Annotated in this window: 15 protein-coding genes; 1 reads left to right on the top strand and 14 read right to left on the bottom strand. The window is 73.5% G+C overall.

What is annotated here, in order from left to right:
- Window positions 1-45 precede the first annotated feature (45 nt).
- From KW076_RS10735 to rpsO, 3 genes are all read right to left on the bottom strand, one after another.
- Window positions 46-1356, bottom strand: coding sequence for a M16 family metallopeptidase (locus KW076_RS10735; protein ID WP_224355324.1), 1311 nt, complete (start codon window positions 1354-1356; stop codon window positions 46-48).
- Window positions 1357-1482: 126 nt separating this feature from the next.
- Window positions 1483-3735 carry a polyribonucleotide nucleotidyltransferase gene (locus KW076_RS10740; protein ID WP_224355325.1) on the bottom strand — a complete coding sequence of 751 codons (2253 nt, stop codon included), beginning with the start codon at window positions 3733-3735 and terminating at the stop codon, window positions 1483-1485.
- Between the two features lie 248 nt (window positions 3736-3983).
- Window positions 3984-4253 carry a 30S ribosomal protein S15 gene (rpsO, locus tag KW076_RS10745; protein WP_017488396.1) on the bottom strand — a complete coding sequence of 90 codons (270 nt, stop codon included), beginning with the start codon at window positions 4251-4253 and terminating at the stop codon, window positions 3984-3986.
- A 180-nt stretch (window positions 4254-4433) separates the two neighbouring features.
- Here rpsO and KW076_RS10750 point away from each other — a divergent pair, with 180 nt between their 5' ends.
- Window positions 4434-5498 carry a CPBP family intramembrane glutamic endopeptidase gene (locus KW076_RS10750; RefSeq protein WP_224355326.1) on the top strand — a complete coding sequence of 355 codons (1065 nt, stop codon included), beginning with the start codon at window positions 4434-4436 and terminating at the stop codon, window positions 5496-5498.
- 987 nt (window positions 5499-6485) lie between these two features.
- Here the strand turns inward: KW076_RS10750 and KW076_RS10755 are convergent.
- The 11 genes from KW076_RS10755 to KW076_RS10805 form a co-directional block, all read right to left on the bottom strand.
- Complete coding sequence (locus KW076_RS10755) at window positions 6486-7334, bottom strand: class I SAM-dependent methyltransferase (RefSeq protein WP_224355327.1); 849 nt, start codon at window positions 7332-7334, stop codon at window positions 6486-6488.
- Between the two features lie 7 nt (window positions 7335-7341).
- The gene (locus KW076_RS10760; protein WP_224355328.1) at window positions 7342-8325 is read right to left on the bottom strand and encodes a bifunctional riboflavin kinase/FAD synthetase; all 984 of its coding nucleotides are present in this window, start codon (window positions 8323-8325) and stop codon (window positions 7342-7344) included.
- Window positions 8325-8774 (bottom strand): hypothetical protein, encoded by a 450-nt coding sequence (locus KW076_RS10765; protein ID WP_224355329.1) that lies wholly within the window; start codon window positions 8772-8774, stop codon window positions 8325-8327. Before KW076_RS10765 ends, KW076_RS10760 begins: the two co-directional genes overlap by 1 nt.
- Before the next feature lie 11 nt (window positions 8775-8785).
- Complete coding sequence (locus KW076_RS10770) at window positions 8786-9154, bottom strand: hypothetical protein (protein ID WP_224355330.1); 369 nt, start codon at window positions 9152-9154, stop codon at window positions 8786-8788.
- On the bottom strand, window positions 9151-10149 hold the full coding sequence (truB, locus tag KW076_RS10775; protein WP_255612586.1) for a tRNA pseudouridine(55) synthase TruB: 999 nt from the start codon (window positions 10147-10149) through the stop codon (window positions 9151-9153). The genes KW076_RS10770 and truB overlap by 4 nt, the downstream gene beginning before the upstream one ends.
- A 12-nt stretch (window positions 10150-10161) precedes the next feature.
- Complete coding sequence (gene rbfA, locus KW076_RS10780) at window positions 10162-10599, bottom strand: 30S ribosome-binding factor RbfA (protein ID WP_224355331.1); 438 nt, start codon at window positions 10597-10599, stop codon at window positions 10162-10164.
- 78 nt (window positions 10600-10677) lie between these two features.
- Entirely contained in the window at window positions 10678-13524 is a 2847-nt protein-coding gene (gene infB, locus KW076_RS10785) for a translation initiation factor IF-2 (protein WP_224355332.1), read from the bottom strand.
- A 185-nt stretch (window positions 13525-13709) separates the two neighbouring features.
- The gene (locus KW076_RS10790; RefSeq protein WP_224355333.1) at window positions 13710-14009 is read right to left on the bottom strand and encodes a YlxR family protein; all 300 of its coding nucleotides are present in this window, start codon (window positions 14007-14009) and stop codon (window positions 13710-13712) included.
- A gap of 129 nt (window positions 14010-14138) precedes the next feature.
- Window positions 14139-15191, bottom strand: coding sequence for a transcription termination factor NusA (gene nusA / locus KW076_RS10795; protein WP_224355334.1), 1053 nt, complete (start codon window positions 15189-15191; stop codon window positions 14139-14141).
- A gap of 1 nt (window position 15192) precedes the next feature.
- Entirely contained in the window at window positions 15193-15750 is a 558-nt protein-coding gene (gene rimP, locus KW076_RS10800) for a ribosome maturation factor RimP (RefSeq protein WP_224355335.1), read from the bottom strand.
- A 52-nt stretch (window positions 15751-15802) separates the two neighbouring features.
- Window positions 15803-16600, bottom strand: a complete 798-nt coding sequence (locus KW076_RS10805; RefSeq protein ID WP_224355336.1) for a sulfite exporter TauE/SafE family protein — start codon at window positions 16598-16600, stop codon at window positions 15803-15805.
- Between the last annotated feature and the right edge of the window lie 13 nt (window positions 16601-16613).

Consider the following 16613-nt stretch of genomic DNA (forward strand, 5'->3'; position numbering starts at 1 on the left):
CGCCCTGGACCGCCATGTCGTGTGTCACACCCGTGACAGGGCCCCTCAGGCCGGGGCGACGACGACGCGCGCCCGCTCCCCCGCCGCCAGCCGGGCCGCCACGGCGCGGACCCGCCCGGCGTCGACGGCGCGCACCCGCGCCAGCGAGGCCGAGAGGTCCACGAACTCCCCCGTGACGAGCTCGGCCCGGCCCAGCCGGGACATCCGCGCCCCGGTGGACTCCATGCCCAGCACGGTCCCGCCGCAGATCTGGCCGTGGGCGCGGTCGAGCTCCTCCGCCGTGACCTCGGCGGCCGCCATGCGCTCCAGCTCCGCCTCCATGAGCGCGGCGACCTCGTCCACCCGCTCCGGCTGGCAGCCGGCGTAGAGGCCGAAGTAGCCCCCGTCCGAGTAGCCCGCCGAGAAGGAGTACGTGGAGTAGGCCAGACCGCGGCGCTCCCGGATCTCCTGGAACAGGCGCGAGGACATGCCGCCGCCGAGCACGGACATCATGACCCCGAGGGCGAACCGGTCCGGGTCCGTGGTGGACAGCGACTGCCCGCCCACGATCACGTTGGCCTGCTCCACCTGCTTGGCCACGGTGTGGGTGCCGGCCAGCACGGCGCCCGCGCCGGCGGCGTCGGCGGTGCGCCGCGGCGCGGGGGCGGCCCCCTCGGCCAGGTCCCAGCCGGAGCGCTCGAGGGCGTCCAGGACCAGGCGGCAGACGTCGTCGTGGTCCAGGTTGCCGGCGGCGGTGATGACGAGCTCCTGCGGCCGGTACCAGTGCCGGTAGTGCGCCACCACGTGCTCGCGGGTGACGGCGCGGATGGTCTCCGGGGTGCCGCCGATGGGCCGGCCCAGGGGGTGCCCGTCCATCAGGACGGCGGCCAGCCTCTCGTGCGCGACGTCGACGGGGTCGTCCGCGTCCATGGCGAGCTCCTCGAGGATGACGCCGCGCTCGGTCTCGAGCTCGTCGGCGTCGATCAGGGAGGAGGTGACCATGTCCGTGAGGACCTCGACGGCCATGGGCAGGTCCTCGTCGAGGACGTGTGCGTGGTAGACGGTGGACTCCTTCGCGGTCCCGGCGTTGGACTCGCCGCCCACGCGGTCGAACGCGCTGGCGATGTCCATGGCGGTGCGCGTGGGGGTGCCCTTGAAGAGCAGGTGCTCCAGGAAGTGCGTGGACCCGTAGCCCTCCGGGGACTCGTCCCGGGAGCCCACGGCCACCCAGTAGCCCACGGTCACGGAGCGCTGGTCCGGCATGGACTCCGTGAGCACGCGCACACCGCCGGGCAGCACCGAGCGGCACACCACGGCGCCGCGGTCCTCGGCGAGCACGCCGGAGAAGTCCAGGGGGATCTCACGCTGCACAGTCATGCCCGCCATTCTCGCTCAGATCCGATCCCCGCACTTTCGCTCAGAAGAACGTCGCCACCATCCCGGCGGACCGGGATGGTGGCGACGTTTTCTCCAGCGGAAGTCCGGCGAGGCCGACGGGGAGGATCAGGCCTCCTCGTCCTCCTCGCGCGACTCGCCGGCGGCGGCGTCCTCGTCGGCGACCACCGGGGCGAGGGAGAGCTTGCCGCGGTCGTCGATCTTGGTGATCTCCACCTGGACCTTCTGGCCCACGCCGAGCACGTCCTCGACGTCCTCCACGCGCTTGCCCTCGTTGAGCTTGCGCAGCTCGGAGATGTGCAGCAGGCCGTCCTTGCCCGGGGTGAGGGAGACGAACGCGCCGAAGGTGGTCAGCTTCACCACGGTGCCGAGGTAGCGCTCGCCGACCTCGGGGACCTGCGGGTTGGCGATCGCGTTCACGGCGGAGCGGGCGGCCTCGGCGGAGGCGCCGTCGGTGGCGCCGATCAGCACGGTGCCGTCGTCCTCGATGGTGATGTCCGCGCCTGTGTCGTCCTGGATCTGGTTGATCATGGCGCCCTTCGGGCCGATGACCGCGCCGATCTTGTCCACGGGGATGCGCACGGAGATGATGCGCGGCGCCGTCGGGGCCAGCTCGTCCGGCTGGTCGATGGCGGCCTCGAGCACGGAGAGGATGTGCAGGCGGGCCTCGCGGGCCTGGGTCAGCGCGCCGGCCAGCACGGAGGCGGGGATGCCGTCGAGCTTGGTGTCCAGCTGGATCGCGGTGACGAACTCGGAGGTGCCGGCCACCTTGAAGTCCATGTCGCCGAACGCGTCCTCGGCGCCGAGGATGTCGGTCAGCGCCGCGTACTGGGTCTGGCCCTCCACCTCGGCGGAGACGAGGCCCATGGCGATGCCGGCCACGTGCGCGCGCAGCGGCACGCCCGCGTTCAGCAGGGACAGGGTGGAGGCGCAGACGGAGCCCATCGACGTGGAGCCGTTGGAGCCGAGGGCCTCGGACACCTGGCGGATCGCGTAGGGGAACTCCTCGCGGGCGGGCAGCACGGGCACCAGGGCGCGCTCGGCGAGGGCGCCGTGGCCGATCTCGCGACGCTTCGGGGAGCCCACGCGGCCGGTCTCGCCCGTGGAGTAGGGCGGGAAGTTGTAGTGGTGCATGTAGCGCTTGGAGGTCTCCGGCGCCAGGGAGTCGATCTGCTGCTCCATCTTGAGCATGTTCAGCGTGGTGACGCCCATGATCTGGGTCTCGCCGCGCTCGAAGATCGCGGAGCCGTGCACGCGCGGCAGGACCTCGACCTCGGCGGTGAGCTTGCGGATGTCCGTGAGGCCGCGGCCGTCGATGCGGACCTGGTCCTTCAGGATGCGGCGGCGCACGATCTGCTTGGTCAGCGAGCCGTAGGCCTTGGCGACCTCGCCCTTGCGCTCGGCGAAGTCCTTGCCCTCGCCGGCGAGTTCCTCGATGACCTCGAGGTGGTAGGCGTCCGAGGCGGCCTCGCGCTCCTGCTTGTCCGCGATCGAGAAGATCTCGGTCAGGCGGTCCGTGGCGATCTTCTCCACGGCGTCGTAGGCGTCCTGCTCGTAGTCCTTGAACACCGGGACCTCGACCGGGGCCTTGCCGGCGCGGGCCGCGAGGTCCGCCTGGGCCTCGCAGAGGGCGCGGATGAAGGGCTTGGCGGCCTCGAGGCCCTCGGCCACGATCTCCTCGGTGGGGGCCTGCGCGCCGCGCTCCTTGACCAGGGTCCAGGCGTTCTCGCCGGCCTCGGCCTCGACCATCATGATGGCGACGTCGTCGCCCGCCACGCGGCCGGCGACCGCCATGTTGAACACGGCGTCCTCGAGCTGGGAGTGCTTCGGGAAGGCGACCCACTGGCGCTGGCCGGAGCCGTCGTCGAGCAGGGCCATGCGCACGCCGCCGATGGGGCCGGAGAACGGCAGGCCGGAGAGCTGCGTGGACAGGGACGCGGCGTTGATGGCCACCGTGTCGTAGATCTCGTCCGGGGCGATGGAGGTGACGGTCACGACGACCTGGACCTCGTTGCGGATGCCCTTGGTGAACGCCGGGCGGAGCGGGCGGTCGATCAGGCGGCAGGTGAGGATCGCGTCCGTGGACGGGCGGCCCTCGCGGCGGAAGAAGGAGCCGGGGATGCGCCCGGCGGCGTACATGCGCTCCTCGACGTCCACGGTCAGCGGGAAGAAGTCGAAGCCCTCGCGCGGGTGCTTGCCCACGGTGGTGGCGGACAGCATCGACGTCTCCTCGTCGATGTAGACCATCGCGGAGCCGGCGGCCTGCTGGGCGAGGCGGCCGGTCTCGAAGCGGACGGTGCGGGTGCCGTGGCGGCCGTTGTCGATGACGGCCTCGGCGAACGTGATCTCAGGACCTTCCATGGGGTCCCTCCTCTCGGGAGGACGCTCCCGCTCGGACCCGTCTCCTGGTCTTCGATCGAGGCCCTCGGCCCGCCCGCCGTGCGGGGGACGTCCGGGAGCCACTGTCGAGGACCGCGAAGCGCGGGCGCGGGGCGTCGTGTGGTTCTGTGCGGTGTGCCCCGCCGGAGGGCGGCGCACGGGTACAACACTAAGGGCGGCATCGGACGTCGTGGGAGGTCCCACGAGCCGATGCCGCCCTCAGCGTCGAGTCACTTGCGCAGGCCGAGGCGCTCGATCAGCGCGCGGTAGCGCTCGATGTCGACCTTCTGCAGGTAGCCGAGCATGCGACGACGGCGACCGACCAGGGCCATCAGGCCGCGGCGGGTGTGGTGGTCGTGCTTGTGCTCCTTGAGGTGCTCGGTCAGGTCCTTGATGCGACGCGACAGGACCGCGATCTGCACCTCGGGGGAACCGGTGTCGCCCTCGTGGGTGGCGTACTCCTTGATGATCTGCTGCTTGACAGCGGGATCCAGGGCCATGTCAGGCCTCCTTCACTTCGGTACCGCGAACAGGGGCCGCGCACCGGCCGCCGGGGCGGGGCGCGCGGGGGGCCTCTCCACCGCGGACTGCAGGGAGGCCGAGCGTCCATCCTACCAGCGGGGCCGCTGTCATCCCTCCGGCGGATCCACCGCGGCTCCGGCCGTCCCTATGCTGAGGCCATGACGACGCCCTCGCAGCCCCGGCCCGCCCCGAGTCCGACCGCGCCCGCCGCGGGACCGCTGTGGGCGCCCCCGGCATGGGGCCCGCCCGCATGGGGTCCTCCGGCTCCACTGCCGAAGCCCCTGGACCTTCCGCTGGTCGGCCACTCCTACCCGGAGCTGATGCGCACCCCGCGGGCCCGCTGGTGGAACCCGCTGGCGTCCTTCGGGATGGTCCTGCTCGGCGTCGGTGTCCTCACGGTGCTCCTGACGGTGCCGATGGCGCTGGTGCTGTTCCAGCAGCTCGACCCGGGTGAGCTGTGGTCCGCCGAGGGTCCCTCCGAGGCGTCCCTCGAGCTGGCCTTGTTCTCCGCCCCCATGGTCCTGCTGAACAACCTCCTGCTCGCGGCGCTGACCGGCGTCGCGCTGCTGGCCGTGCTGGTGGCCCACCCGGTGAAGGCGCGCTTCCTGCACTCCGTGGAGGGGCGCGTGCGGTGGCGGTGGCTGCTGCGCGCCCACCTCGTGCTGCTGCCGCTGTTCCTGGTGTACGTCCTCGGCACCTGGGCCCTCGACGGCGCCCGGGTGGCCCCCCGGCCCGAGGACTGGGGGTGGCTGCTGGCCATGGCCCTGCTGGTGACCCCGTTCCAGGCGGCGGGCGAGGAGTACCTGTTCCGCGGGTGGACGATGCTCGCGCTCGGCACGTGGATCCGCCGCCCCGGGGTGGCCGTGGCGGTCACGGCCGCGGTCTCCGCGGTGGCCTTCGCCCTCGCCCACGGCTCCCTGAACCCGTGGATCCTGCTGGACCTGGGCGTCTTCGCGGTCGCGGCCGTCCTGCTCACCTGGCGCACCGGCGGGCTCGAGGCCGCCGTGGCCCTGCACGTGGTGAACAACGTGGTCATCCTGGCCTTCGGCACGGTCACCGGCCTGGCGACGGAGAGCTACGTGACCGCCTCCACCCAGGGCGACCCGCTCGCCACGCTGGTCTCCGCGGCCGTGACCGCGCTCGCCACCGTCCTGTTGCTGTGGCAGGCGAAGCGGGCCGGCGTGGCCCGCACGGTGCCCTCGGCGGTGGGCGCGCGCCCCTGACGCGCAGCCCGGCTCCCACTACCCGCCTCTGCCCCACCGCGGCCCAGTCCGGGAGCACCCACGTCCCGCGGAGACCGGTGTGGTCGGCCAGCAGCCGGACCGTCTCCGAGGGAGCGGGTCGGGGCCAGGAGGTGACGAGCTCCAGCCAGTCCTCCGATGACCGCACCTCCAGCACTCTCGGAGCTCCGGAGGACGGGGCCAGGGTCTGGACCACGTACTCCTCCCACAGGGGCCCGTCCTCCTGCAGCACCAGGCCGACGGCCTGGGCGCGGCCGAGGGGGCCCGTCGTGGCCAGCGGCCCGCCCTGGCGCAGGGGCACTCCCAGCCAGTCGCGTGCGGGAAGGTCCCTGACGAGCCGCTGAGGCCGCACGAGCTCCGCTCCACGCGTCCACCAGGGCCCGGAGGCACGGCGTCCAAGGCGTGAAACAGTGTGGCCTCCTCTGCGAGAGCCGACGGAGACGTCCGGGTGGCGGGGCCACTACCGGGTGCGTAGGTGCTGTTGGCCGCGAAGAGGTGGACTGCGCGAGCGACCGCCAGAGCATGGGAGGCCGGGGCGATCTCCCGGCTGGGCGGAATGCAGGACAGCTGATCCAGGAACACCCGCCGGGTCGCCGTCATCGCATGCATGGCCACCTCTCCTCACTCGCCCAGCGCCACGGCATAGACGCGGCGCGCATGCACCTTGTACAACGTGGCTATGCCGGGCCTGTCGATGTCGACAGTCCACCCGCCGCGACGCAGTCGACCCTCCGGACCTCTGCATTACTGTCGGCCTGCCGCACCTGGTTTGAATTCCTCGCGCCGAAATACACATTCAGGTGGATTTCCAACGCGCGAAAGTCTTTCGGGGTGGTCGATGGTCCGCACCACCGTCCTTCGACCATCGCTGGTGACATTCCTGCGTCCAGGACGCCAGTGGCAGACCGGGTCGCTGGGGCGACGCCAGCGATGGTCGGTGCGTGGCCGGCGTGTCGCGCACAGCTCCCGTCAGCGGGCGGGTGCCGGTGCCCGCCAGGCCACGGTGACGTAGGGCAGGGTCAGTTCCTCCCCCGCCGCATGCCCCAAGTGCTCGTGCAGGTACCAGTCCAGGTTCGCCGTCATCCGCGCCCGGGTCCCTTCCCTCGCGCGAAGCCAGTACGAGCGCGAGGCCATGAGCGCGTGGAGCCCGGCCGGCGTCGTCGTGAGGGACCAGGACCAGCGGGCGTGCTCCTCCGGGCCGAACGGGGCGGCGAACCGGCGGCGCTCCGGAGCGGCGGCGTGCACGTCCCCGGCGTGCATGATGCGCGTGAGCCGGTGCACCCACGGCACGGTGACGTCCAGCTGGTTCCACACCGCCGCCAGCCGACCCCCGGGCCGCAGCACGCGCGCCGCCTCCGCACTCGCCCGCTCCGCGTCCATCCAGTGCCAGGCCTGGGCCGCCACCACGACGTCGGCGCACCCGTCCGCCAGGCCGGTCGCCTCGCCCGTGCCGTCCACGGCGCGCACCCGACCCGCCGAGCCGGCGGCCACGTCCCGCTCCAGGACCGCGCGCATGGCCTCCGAGGGCTCGACGGCGGCCACCGAGCGCACCCGCTCTGCGGGCCGCTCGGCGAGCCGCCGGGTGAACAGGCCCGTGCCCGCGCCCGTCTCCACCACGTCCAGGCCCGCGCCGAGCCCGTCCAGCACCCAGTCCACGGCCGCCGCGGGGTAGGAGGGGCGGACGGCGTCGTACTGCTCGCCCTGCTCCGGGGAGACCTCGAACGGGTTGACCCCGCCGGTGCGGGTGATCGCCGGCCGCGAAGGCAGCGCGGGGACGTACCCGCCGGCGGGGCGCGGCGCGGCGCCCGAGTCAGGCAAGCCCCGCTCAGACACGGCCGGCGGGCTGCGGGGCCGCGGCGAGGACGGCCCGGGCCTGGTCCACGTCCTGGTGCATCTGCGCCACGAGCTTCTCCACGCCCTCGTAGGCCACCATGCCGCGCAGCCGCTCCACGAACTCCACCTCGATCTGCTGGCCGTAGAGGTCGAAGTCCTCCACGGGCTCCTCGGGGCGGTCGATCACGTGGGCCTCCACCACGCGGGAGACGCCCTCGAACGTCGGGTTCGAGCCGATCGAGACCGCCGCCGGCCACACGGAGCCGTGCGCGTCGTGCACCCAGCCGGCGTAGACGCCGTCGGCCGGGATCATGCCGGCCGCGTCCGCCTCGAGGTTCGCCGTGGGGAAGCCCAGCTCGCGCCCGCGGGCGAACCCGTGCACGACCGCGCCGGCCACCACGTGGTTGCGGCCCAGCACCTCCGCGGCGTGGGCGACGTCCCCGGCCGCCAGGAGCTCGCGGATCCACGTGGAGGAGCAGCGGCGCTCCCCGTCCCCGTCCTCTGCGGGCAGGTCCTCCACGGCGACGACATCGAAGCCGTGCACGCCGCCCAGGCGCACCATCTCCGCGAAGTCGCCCGCGTTGTCCCTCCCGAAGCGGACGTCCCGGCCCACCACCACGGCGGCGGCGTTCAGGCCCCGCACGAACATCGAGGTGACGAACTCCTCCGGGGTCTGCGCCGCGAACTCCAGCGTGTAGTGCTGCAGGAACAGGGCGTCGATCCCCGTCTCGTCCAGGCGCACCGCACGCTGCTCCGGGCTGAGGATCTCCACATGCTCCAGGCCGGGCTGGTGCACGACGCGGGGGTGCGGGGTGAACGTGACCGCCACGGCCAGCTGGCCGCGCTCGTGGGCGATCTCCACCACGCGCTCCAGCACGGCCCGGTGGCCGCGGTGCACGCCGTCGAAGTTGCCCAGGGCCACCACCGTGCGGGGCAGGTCCGTGGGGACCTCCGCCATCGAGTTCCAGACGAGCATCAGCGCACCCGGCCTTCGCGCGAGGGACGGTGGGACAGCAGCCAGGCCAGGCCGACCATGGGCAGCACCAGGGGCACGTAGCCGTAGCCGGCGCCGAAGCGGGACCACACGGTGGCGTCCGCGAACAGCTGCGGGTCCAGCACGGTCAGCAGGCCCACGCCGACGACGCCGGCCAGCTCCACCCCGACCGCGGCCACGGCGACCTTCCAGGCCGTGGGGCCGGAGCGGGCCAGGGCGAGGGTGGCCACGATGTACACCACCGCCGCGAACGCCGAGAGCACGTACGCGAACGGTGCCACCCAGAAGTGGTCGAGGATCTGGAAGAGGCTGCGCGCGCTCGCGGACAGGGCGAACACGGCGTAGACCATCACGATGATCCGCCCCAGGCCCTGGTTGCGGCGCGGACGTGCAGGGGCGCCGTCGTCGGCCACGGGATGCTGCTCCACCATGCTCTCCTCCTTCACCACTGTCCGAACCAGATGACCTGCATGCGGTGCAGCATGACGACGACGGTGGGCCCGGCCACCGCCATCACCAGGTTGGACCAGCGGGTCTTGTCCGTCACGGCCCACGCCACCGCGATCACCGGCACCAGCAGCGCGGTGAGCACGTAGCCCCAGAACTCCCAGGTCGGCCCGTTCAGGGGCTGCCCGCCGAGCTGGCGGAAGGCCCCCACGACACCGTAGACGAGCAGGAACAGCTCCACGGCCGCCACCGACACGATCGACGAGTCCGCCGGGTGGCGGCGCAGCGCGGTCATGGCCAGGCAGACCACGAAGGACAGGCCGCCGACGACGGCGCCCGTCCAGAACCAGGCGTCGAGGATCATCGCGCCTCCTCCTTCCCCTGCCCCTCGGCGGGGGCGAACACCAGGTGCGGGCGGGCCACGTCCCTCCCGGAGCGGCGGCCGTCCTGGAGGAGGGCGACCACGGTGCCGTCGGGGGTGCGGCCGGCCACGAGGCCATCGGCGGCCTTCCCGGACGCCCCGGCGGCCGCGGCGAGCTCCCCGGAGGGGTCGATCGCCCGGCCGAAGGAGAGCTCCGCGGCCTCGTGGGCGGTGAGCTCCCGCACCGGGAACAGCCCGGCGGCGGCCGCGGACAGCTCGGTCATGACGAACCGCTCCGCCAGTGCGTCCAGGTCCACGGCGTCCTCCACCCGGAACGGCCCGACCGCGGTGCGCCGCAGCGCGGTGAGGTGGCCGCCGGTGTCGAGGGCCTCCCCCAGGTCCCGGGCCAGCGCCCGGACGTACGTGCCGGACGAGCACCGCACCGTGACGTCCAGGTCCACGGTGCGGCCGCCGTCGAGCCGACGGAAGTCCTCCACCTCGAACGCGTGCACCGTGACGGGCCGGGCGTCCAGCTGCACGTCCTCGCCCGCGCGCACGCGGTCGTAGGCGCGGCGGCCGGCCACCTTCACCGCGGACACCGACGACGGCACCTGGAGGATGTCCCCCGTCAGCGCGGCCACCTGCTCCGCCACCCGCTCCGGCGTGACCGCGTTGGCCAGGCGCGTCTGGACGACCTCACCCTCGGCGTCGTCCGTGGTGGTCGACTGCCCCAGGCGGATCGTCGCCGTGTACTCCTTGTCCGTCCCCGTGATGGCGGTGAGCAGGCGCGTGGCCTTGTTCACGCCCACCACCAGCAGGCCCGTGGCCATCGGGTCCAGGGTGCCGGCGTGGCCCACCTTGCGGGTGCCCGCCAGCCGGCGGACCCGCCCGACGACGTCGTGCGAGGTCCATCCGGCCGGCTTGTCCACGAGGACGACCCCCGACGCCTCCGTGCCGGGGGCGTCAGGGGTCGGTGCGTGTGCGGTGCGCGCGTTCACGACGGCGGGGCCTCAGTCCTGCTCGTCGTCGTCGCCGGAGGTGCGGTACGGGTCCGCGTCGCCGGCGTACTGGGCGCCCTCGCGGGCCTTCGCCAGCTCGGCGTCCCGCTCCTTCGCGGCACGCAGCACGTCCTCGAGGTGGGCGGCCGCCTCCGGGACGGTGTCCGCCACGAACTCGAGGGTCGGGACCAGGCGGATGGTGAGCCCGCGGCCCACCTCACGGCGCAGCACGCCGCGGTTCTCCTGGATGGCCTCCTGGGCCGCAGCCACGACGGCCTCGTCCCCGAGCACCGTGTAGTACACGGTGGCGTGCTGCAGGTCGTTGGTCACGCGGACCTCCGTCACGGTGACGGGCTCCACGCGCTCGTCCTTCACGGCGCGCCGGAGCGCCTCCGCGACGAGCACCTTGATGCGCTGGGCCAGGCGGCCTGCGCGGGCCGGATCGGCCATGTCAGTCTCCTTCCGTGTCCACGGACGGACCGGGAGGGGCGGGGCGCCCTGGAGGGACGCCCCGCCCCGTCGTCCCGGTCAGACGCGCGGCTTCTCCTGCATCTCGAAGGTCTCGATCACGTCGCCCTCCTTGATGTCGTTGAAGTTGCCCAGGCCGATGCCGCACTCGTAGCCCTCGCGGACCTCGGTGGCGTCGTCCTTGAAGCGGCGCAGCGACTCGATCTTGAGGTTCTCGGACACCACGGCGCCGTCGCGCACCAGGCGGGCCTGGGCGTTGCGGCGGATGAGGCCCGAGCGGACCAGGGAGCCGGCGATGGCGCCCCACTTGGAGGAGCGGAACACCTCGCGCACCTCGGCGCTGCCGAGCTGCACCTCCTCGTACTCCGGCTTCAGCATGCCCTTGAGCGCATTCTCGATGTCGTCGATCGCGTCGTAGATCACGCTGTAGAACCGCATGTCCACGCCCTCCTTGTCGGCCAGGTCGGCGACCCGCTCGGCGGGACGCACGTTGAAGCCGATGATGATGGCGTTGTCCACGGTGGCCAGGTTGACGTCGTTCTGCGTGATCGCGCCGACGCCGCGGTGGATGACGCGCAGCTGCACCTCGTCCTCCCCGACCTCGATCTTGAGCAGCGAGTCCTCCAGGGCCTCGACGGCGCCGGAGGCGTCGCCCTTGATGATGAGGTTGAGGGTGTCCAGCTTGCCCTCGGCCACGGCCTGGTCGAAGTCCTCCAGCGTGATGCGCTTGCGGCGCTTGGCCAGCTGGGCGTTGCGGTCCGCGGCCTCGCGCTTCTCCGCGATCTGACGCGCGGTGCGCTCGTCGTCGGTGACGAGGAACGAGTCGCCGGCGCGCGGCACGGAGGACAGGCCGAGGACCTGCACGGGACGCGACGGGGTCGCCTCCTCCACCGGCGTGCCGTTCTCGTCGAACATGGCGCGCACGCGGCCGTGGGCGGAGCCCACCACCATGGTGTCGCCCACGCGCAGCGTGCCGGTCTGCACCAGCACGGTCACGACAGCGCCGCGGCCCTTGTCGAGGTTCGCCTCGATGGCGACGCCGCGGGCGGCCTTGTCCGGGTTGGCGCTCAGCTCGAGGGCGGCGTCCGCGGTGAGCAGGATCGCCTCGAGCAGGTCGTCGATGTGCAGGTTGTTCCGCGCGGAGACGTCCACGAACATCGTGTCGCCGCCGTACTCCTCGGGGATCAGCCCGTACTCGGTGAGCTGGCCGCGGATCTTGTCCGGCTGGGCGGAGTCCTTGTCGATCTTGTTGACCGCCACCACGATCGGCACGCCGGCCGACTGCGCGTGGTTCAGGGCCTCGACCGTCTGCGGCATGACGCCGTCGTCGGCCGCGACCACGAGCACGGCGATGTCCGTGACCTTGGCACCGCGGGCACGCATGGCGGTGAACGCCTCGTGGCCCGGGGTGTCGATGAAGGTCAGGCGACGCTCGGAGCCCTCGTGCTCCACCGGCACCTGGTAGGCGCCGATGTGCTGGGTGATGCCGCCGGCCTCGCCCGCGGTGACGTTCGAGGAGCGGATGGCGTCCAGCAGACGGGTCTTGCCGTGGTCGACGTGGCCCATGACGGTCACGACGGCCGGGCGCGGCTGCAGGTCGGCCTCGTCCTCGCCGGCCGCCTCGGCCTCGAGGTCGATGTCGAAGGCCTCGAGCAGCTCCTTGTCCTCGTCCTCCGGGGACACGATCTGCACGACGTAGCCGAGCTCGCCGCCCAGGAGCTGGAAGGTCTCCTCGTCCAGGGACTGGTTGGCCGAGGCCATCTCGCCCAGGGTGAAGAGCACCTTCACCAGGTCCGCCACGTCCGCGTGGATCTTCTCCGCGAAGTCCGCCAGGGACGCGCCGCGGCGCAGGCGGACCACGGTGGTGCCGTCGCCCTTGAGGACCTTGACGCCGCCGATCTCGCGGGTGTGCTGCTGCTCGAACTCCTGGCGCTTCGCGCGCTTCGACTTGCGACCCTTGCGCGCGCCGCCTCCGCGGCCGAATGCGCCCTGCGCATTGCCGCGGCCGCCGCCACGGCCGGCGGGACCGCCGCCGGGACGGCCGGGGCCGCCGCCGGGACCGCCCGCACCGGGACGGCCTCGGCCGCCGCCCCGTGCCGGGGTGGCGGCAGGGGTGATGTGCTTGGGCATCATGCCCGGGTTCGGGCGGGGGCCGCCCGGACGGGGACCGCCGGCACCGGCCGCTGCGGGGCGGGGGCCGCCCGGACGGGGGCCGCCGGCGCCCGCCGCCGGACGCGGGCCGCCCGGACGGGGCGCGCGGTCCTCACGGCCGGAGCGCATGCCCTGGGAGGGCGCGAACGGGTTGTTGCCCGGACGCGGGCCGCCGGAGCGGCCGCCGCCCGGACGCGGCCCGGCGGAGCCGGCCTTGGACGTGAACGGGTTGTTGCCCGGTCGCGGGGCCGGCTTGGCACCGCCCGGCTTCGGGGCGGACGCGCCCGGCTTGGGCGCGGAGGCGCCCGGCTTCGGGGCCGGGGCCTGGGGTGCCGGTGCCGCGGGAGCCTTCGGAGCCGCGGGGGCGGACTTCTGGGCCGCCGGGGCCGGAGCGGACGCGCCCGGCTTCGGGGCGGACCCGCCCGGCTTGGGGGCGGCAGACCCCGGCTGGGGGGCGGCGGAGCCCGGCTTCGGGGCCGACGCACCGGGCGCCGACGCCGCGGCGGGCTTGGCCGCGGCAGGCGACGGGGCGGACCCGCCGGCCGGCTTCGGGGCGGCGGGGGCCGCCGCGGCGGGCTTCGCGGAGCCCTTCGCTCCGGCGCCGGGGTAGGCGCCGCGGAGCTTCTTGACCACCGGGGGCTCGATGGTCGAGGAGGCGGAGGAGACGAACTCCCCCAGGTCCTTGAGGGTGCTCAAGGCCTCCTTCGAGGTGATGCCGAGCTCCTTGGCGAGCTCGTGGACGCGGACCTTTGCCACGGTTCTCCTGTTCTGGCCTCGCGGGCCGCCGGAGCCGTGGGGCGCCGGTCAGCGCGTCGCGAGACCGTTGACGTATGTCCAGGCCGCCGCGCACGCCTCGGTGGCGCACGCCTCACGGCCTGCCTGATAGCAGGGGGTGAAGTTCATCGCTGGGCACTCATGCTTCAGTGCTCATCGGGTACGCATCAGATCTCTGACCCGCCTTCATCTGTCGGTCTGGCAGCCGATGCGCGCGTGCCCGCCTCGAGGCCGTCCGGGTCCACCTGGCCGCGGAAGGCCCGGTGGAACGCACGACGGCGCAGGGCGAGCTGGAGGCACTCCGGGCCGGGGTGCACCCAGGCACCGCGTCCGGGGCGGCGGCGAAGGGGATCCCACACGACGGTCGGGGGTGTCGTGCCGGGCTCCAGCGCCACGCGCATCAGCTCTTGCTGGTCCGCCTGCGACCGGCATCCGACGCAGGTGCGCACGACCGTCCTCGGGGACATGCGTGCGCCTCCTTCCGGTGCCGGATCGAAAATGGACCTCACCCATCCTACCGCCTCCGTCCGGAGTTCTCTCCCGGGGGACGACGACGGGTCCGGACGCGCGCGCGTCCGGACCCGTCCTCGATCCGCTCAGGCCTCGGCGCCCGCCTCCGTCGCCGGGGCCATCTCGGAGGCGGCGTCCGCGCCGGGCTGCTGGGCGGCGTCCGCGCCGGGCTGCTGGGCGGCGTCGCCCACGATGTCGATGCGCCACCCGGTGAGGCGCGCGGCGAGGCGGGCGTTCTGGCCCTCCTTGCCGATGGCCAGGGAGAGCTGGTGCTGCGGCACCACGGCGCGCGCCGAGTGCTGGTCGGCGTCGAGGATCTCCACGGACAGCGCCTGCGCCGGGGAGAGCGCGTGCTTGATCATCTCGGCGGGGTCGTCGGCGTGCTCGACGATGTCGATCTTCTCGCCGCCGAGCTCGGTCATGACCGCGCGCACACGGGAGCCCATCTCGCCGATGGCCGCGCCCTTGGGGTTCACGCCGGGGCGGGTGGCCTTGACGGCCATCTTGGTCCGGTGGCCGGCCTCGCGGGCCAGGGCGGTGATCTCCACGGTGCCGTCGGCGATCTCCGGGACCTCGAGCGCGAACAGGCGGCGGACCAGGTTCGGGTGCGAGCGGGAGAGGGTCACGGACGGGCCCTTGGGGCCGCGCGTCGCGGAGACGATCACGGCGCGGATGCGACGGCCGTGACGGTAGTCCTCGCCCGGCACCTGCTCGGGCGGCGGCAGGACGGCCTCGAGGCTGCCGAGGTCCACCTGCACCATGTGGCGGTGGCTGCCCTGCTGGATCACGCCGGAGACGAGCTCGCCCTCGCGGTCCTTGAACTCGCCGAGCACCTTGGCGTCGTCGGCGTCGCGCAGGCGCTGGAAGATGACCTGGCGCGCGGTGGACGCGGCGATCCGGCCGAACCCGTTGGGGGTGTCGTCGAACTCGCCGACGCAGGTTCCGTCGTCCTCGACCTCCGGCGCCCACACGGTGACGTGGCCCGTCGAGCGGTCCAGCTCCACGCGGGAGCCCTTGATGGCGCCGGGCGTGCGGTGGTAGGCGATGAGCAGGGCCTGCTCGATGGCCGGCACCAGCCGGTCCAGCGGGATGTCCCGCTCCGCGACCAGCATGCGCAGCGCGCTCATGTCGATGTCCAACTCAGGCCTCCGTCTGCTCTGCCGTCTGCTCCGCCCCGGACTGCTCCGCGGCGGTGGACCACTCTACCTGCACCTGCCCAGGCCCCAGGCGGGAGAAGTCCACGTGCTCGGCGGGCAGCACCTTCGCCGGCATACCCTTCTTGGCGCCCGGACGGACCACCTCCAGCTCGACGCCGGACGCCTCCACGCCCAGCACCCGCGCGGTGACCGGCAGGGCGGCGTCGATCGAGACCTCCACCAGCCGGCCGACGTTGCGCAGCCAGTGGCGGGGCCCGGTCAGCGGCCGGTCCACCCCGGCGGTGGAGACCTCCAGCAGGTACTCACCCGCGCCGACCCCGGGGACCTCGTCGCCGCACGCGTCCAAGGCGTCGGAGACCAGCCCCGAGAGCTCGGCGACCTCGTCCAGGCTCAGGCCCTCGGTGCCCTCGAGACGGTCCAGGACGACCTCGACGGTGGGGGCGTCGGCGGCGCCGGCCACCCGGACGGACTCCACCACGACGCCGCGGTGGGACACGGCCCCCTCGACGAGTTCGGTCAGGGCGGCGGGGACGGTCTCCATGGGGCTCCTCGGACGGGTCGGACGACGCGGGCAGGGCCACTGTACGCGGCGCTCAGCCGAGGAGCGGGGCGAACACGTCCCAGGCCAGTCGCAGGATCAGCGCGCACACCACCACGAGGAACACCGTGCGGATGAACCCCGTGCCGCGCGAGATGGCCATCCGCGCGCCCACGTAGCCGCCGGTGAGGTTGGCGGCGCCGAGCAGCAGTCCGAGGCCCAGCACGACGTGCCCGGCGGGCAGGAAGAAGGCCAGCGCGCCCACGTTGGTGGCGAGGTTCACGATCTTCGCCTTCGCGGACGCCTGCAGGAAGTCGTAGCCGAGCACCCCCACCAGGCCCAGGATCAGGAAGGTGCCGGTGCCCGGGCCGAGGACGCCGTCGTAGAAGCCGACGACGGCGCCCACCGCCAGCGCCCGCAGCGCGTGGGCCGTGCCGGCGTGCTTGAGGCCCTGCGTCAGCCCCCACTGCGGGCGCAGCGCCGTCACGAGGGCCACACCGACCAGGGCGACGAGGATCACGGGGCGGATCACCGCCGCCGGCAGGACCGTGGCCACCACGGCCCCGCCGAGGCTGCAGAGCAGGGCCACGGCCGCCATGGGCAGGGCCGTGCGCAGGTCGGGCCGGACCCTCCGCGCGTAGGTGGCCGCGGAGGCGGCCGTGCCGAACACCGAGCCCATCTTGTTCGTCGCCAGCGCCTGCACCGGGCTCAGGCCCGGGACCAGGAGCATGACCGGCAGCTGCAGGAGCCCTCCCCCGCCCACGACCGCGTCGATCCAGCCGGCGGAGAAGCCCGCCGCGAGGACGAGCAGCACGATGCCGACGCTCAGCTCGACCGGTCCGAAGAGTTCCATGGGCGGCCGGGTC

Source organism: Micrococcus porci, from assembly GCF_020097155.1.
GTDB lineage: Bacteria > Actinomycetota > Actinomycetes > Actinomycetales > Micrococcaceae > Micrococcus > Micrococcus porci.

Excerpts from the sequence above, each read along its gene's own strand:
- KW076_RS10735 (WP_224355324.1), bottom strand. The coding sequence starts at position 1,356 with ATGACTGTGCAGCGTGAGATCCCCCTGGACTTCTCCGGCGTGCTCGCC.
- KW076_RS10740 (WP_224355325.1), bottom strand. The coding sequence starts at position 3,735 with ATGGAAGGTCCTGAGATCACGTTCGCCGAGGCCGTCATCGACAACGGC.
- rpsO (WP_017488396.1), bottom strand. The coding sequence starts at position 4,253 with ATGGCCCTGGATCCCGCTGTCAAGCAGCAGATCATCAAGGAGTACGCC.
- KW076_RS10750 (WP_224355326.1), top strand. The coding sequence starts at position 4,434 with ATGACGACGCCCTCGCAGCCCCGGCCCGCCCCGAGTCCGACCGCGCCC.
- KW076_RS10760 (WP_224355328.1), bottom strand. The coding sequence starts at position 8,325 with ATGCTCGTCTGGAACTCGATGGCGGAGGTCCCCACGGACCTGCCCCGC.
- KW076_RS10765 (WP_224355329.1), bottom strand. The coding sequence starts at position 8,774 with ATGGTGGAGCAGCATCCCGTGGCCGACGACGGCGCCCCTGCACGTCCG.
- KW076_RS10770 (WP_224355330.1), bottom strand. The coding sequence starts at position 9,154 with ATGATCCTCGACGCCTGGTTCTGGACGGGCGCCGTCGTCGGCGGCCTG.
- rbfA (WP_224355331.1), bottom strand. The coding sequence starts at position 10,599 with ATGGCCGATCCGGCCCGCGCAGGCCGCCTGGCCCAGCGCATCAAGGTG.
- KW076_RS10790 (WP_224355333.1), bottom strand. The coding sequence starts at position 14,009 with ATGTCCCCGAGGACGGTCGTGCGCACCTGCGTCGGATGCCGGTCGCAG.
- rimP (WP_224355335.1), bottom strand. The coding sequence starts at position 15,750 with ATGGAGACCGTCCCCGCCGCCCTGACCGAACTCGTCGAGGGGGCCGTG.
- KW076_RS10805 (WP_224355336.1), bottom strand. The coding sequence starts at position 16,600 with ATGGAACTCTTCGGACCGGTCGAGCTGAGCGTCGGCATCGTGCTGCTC.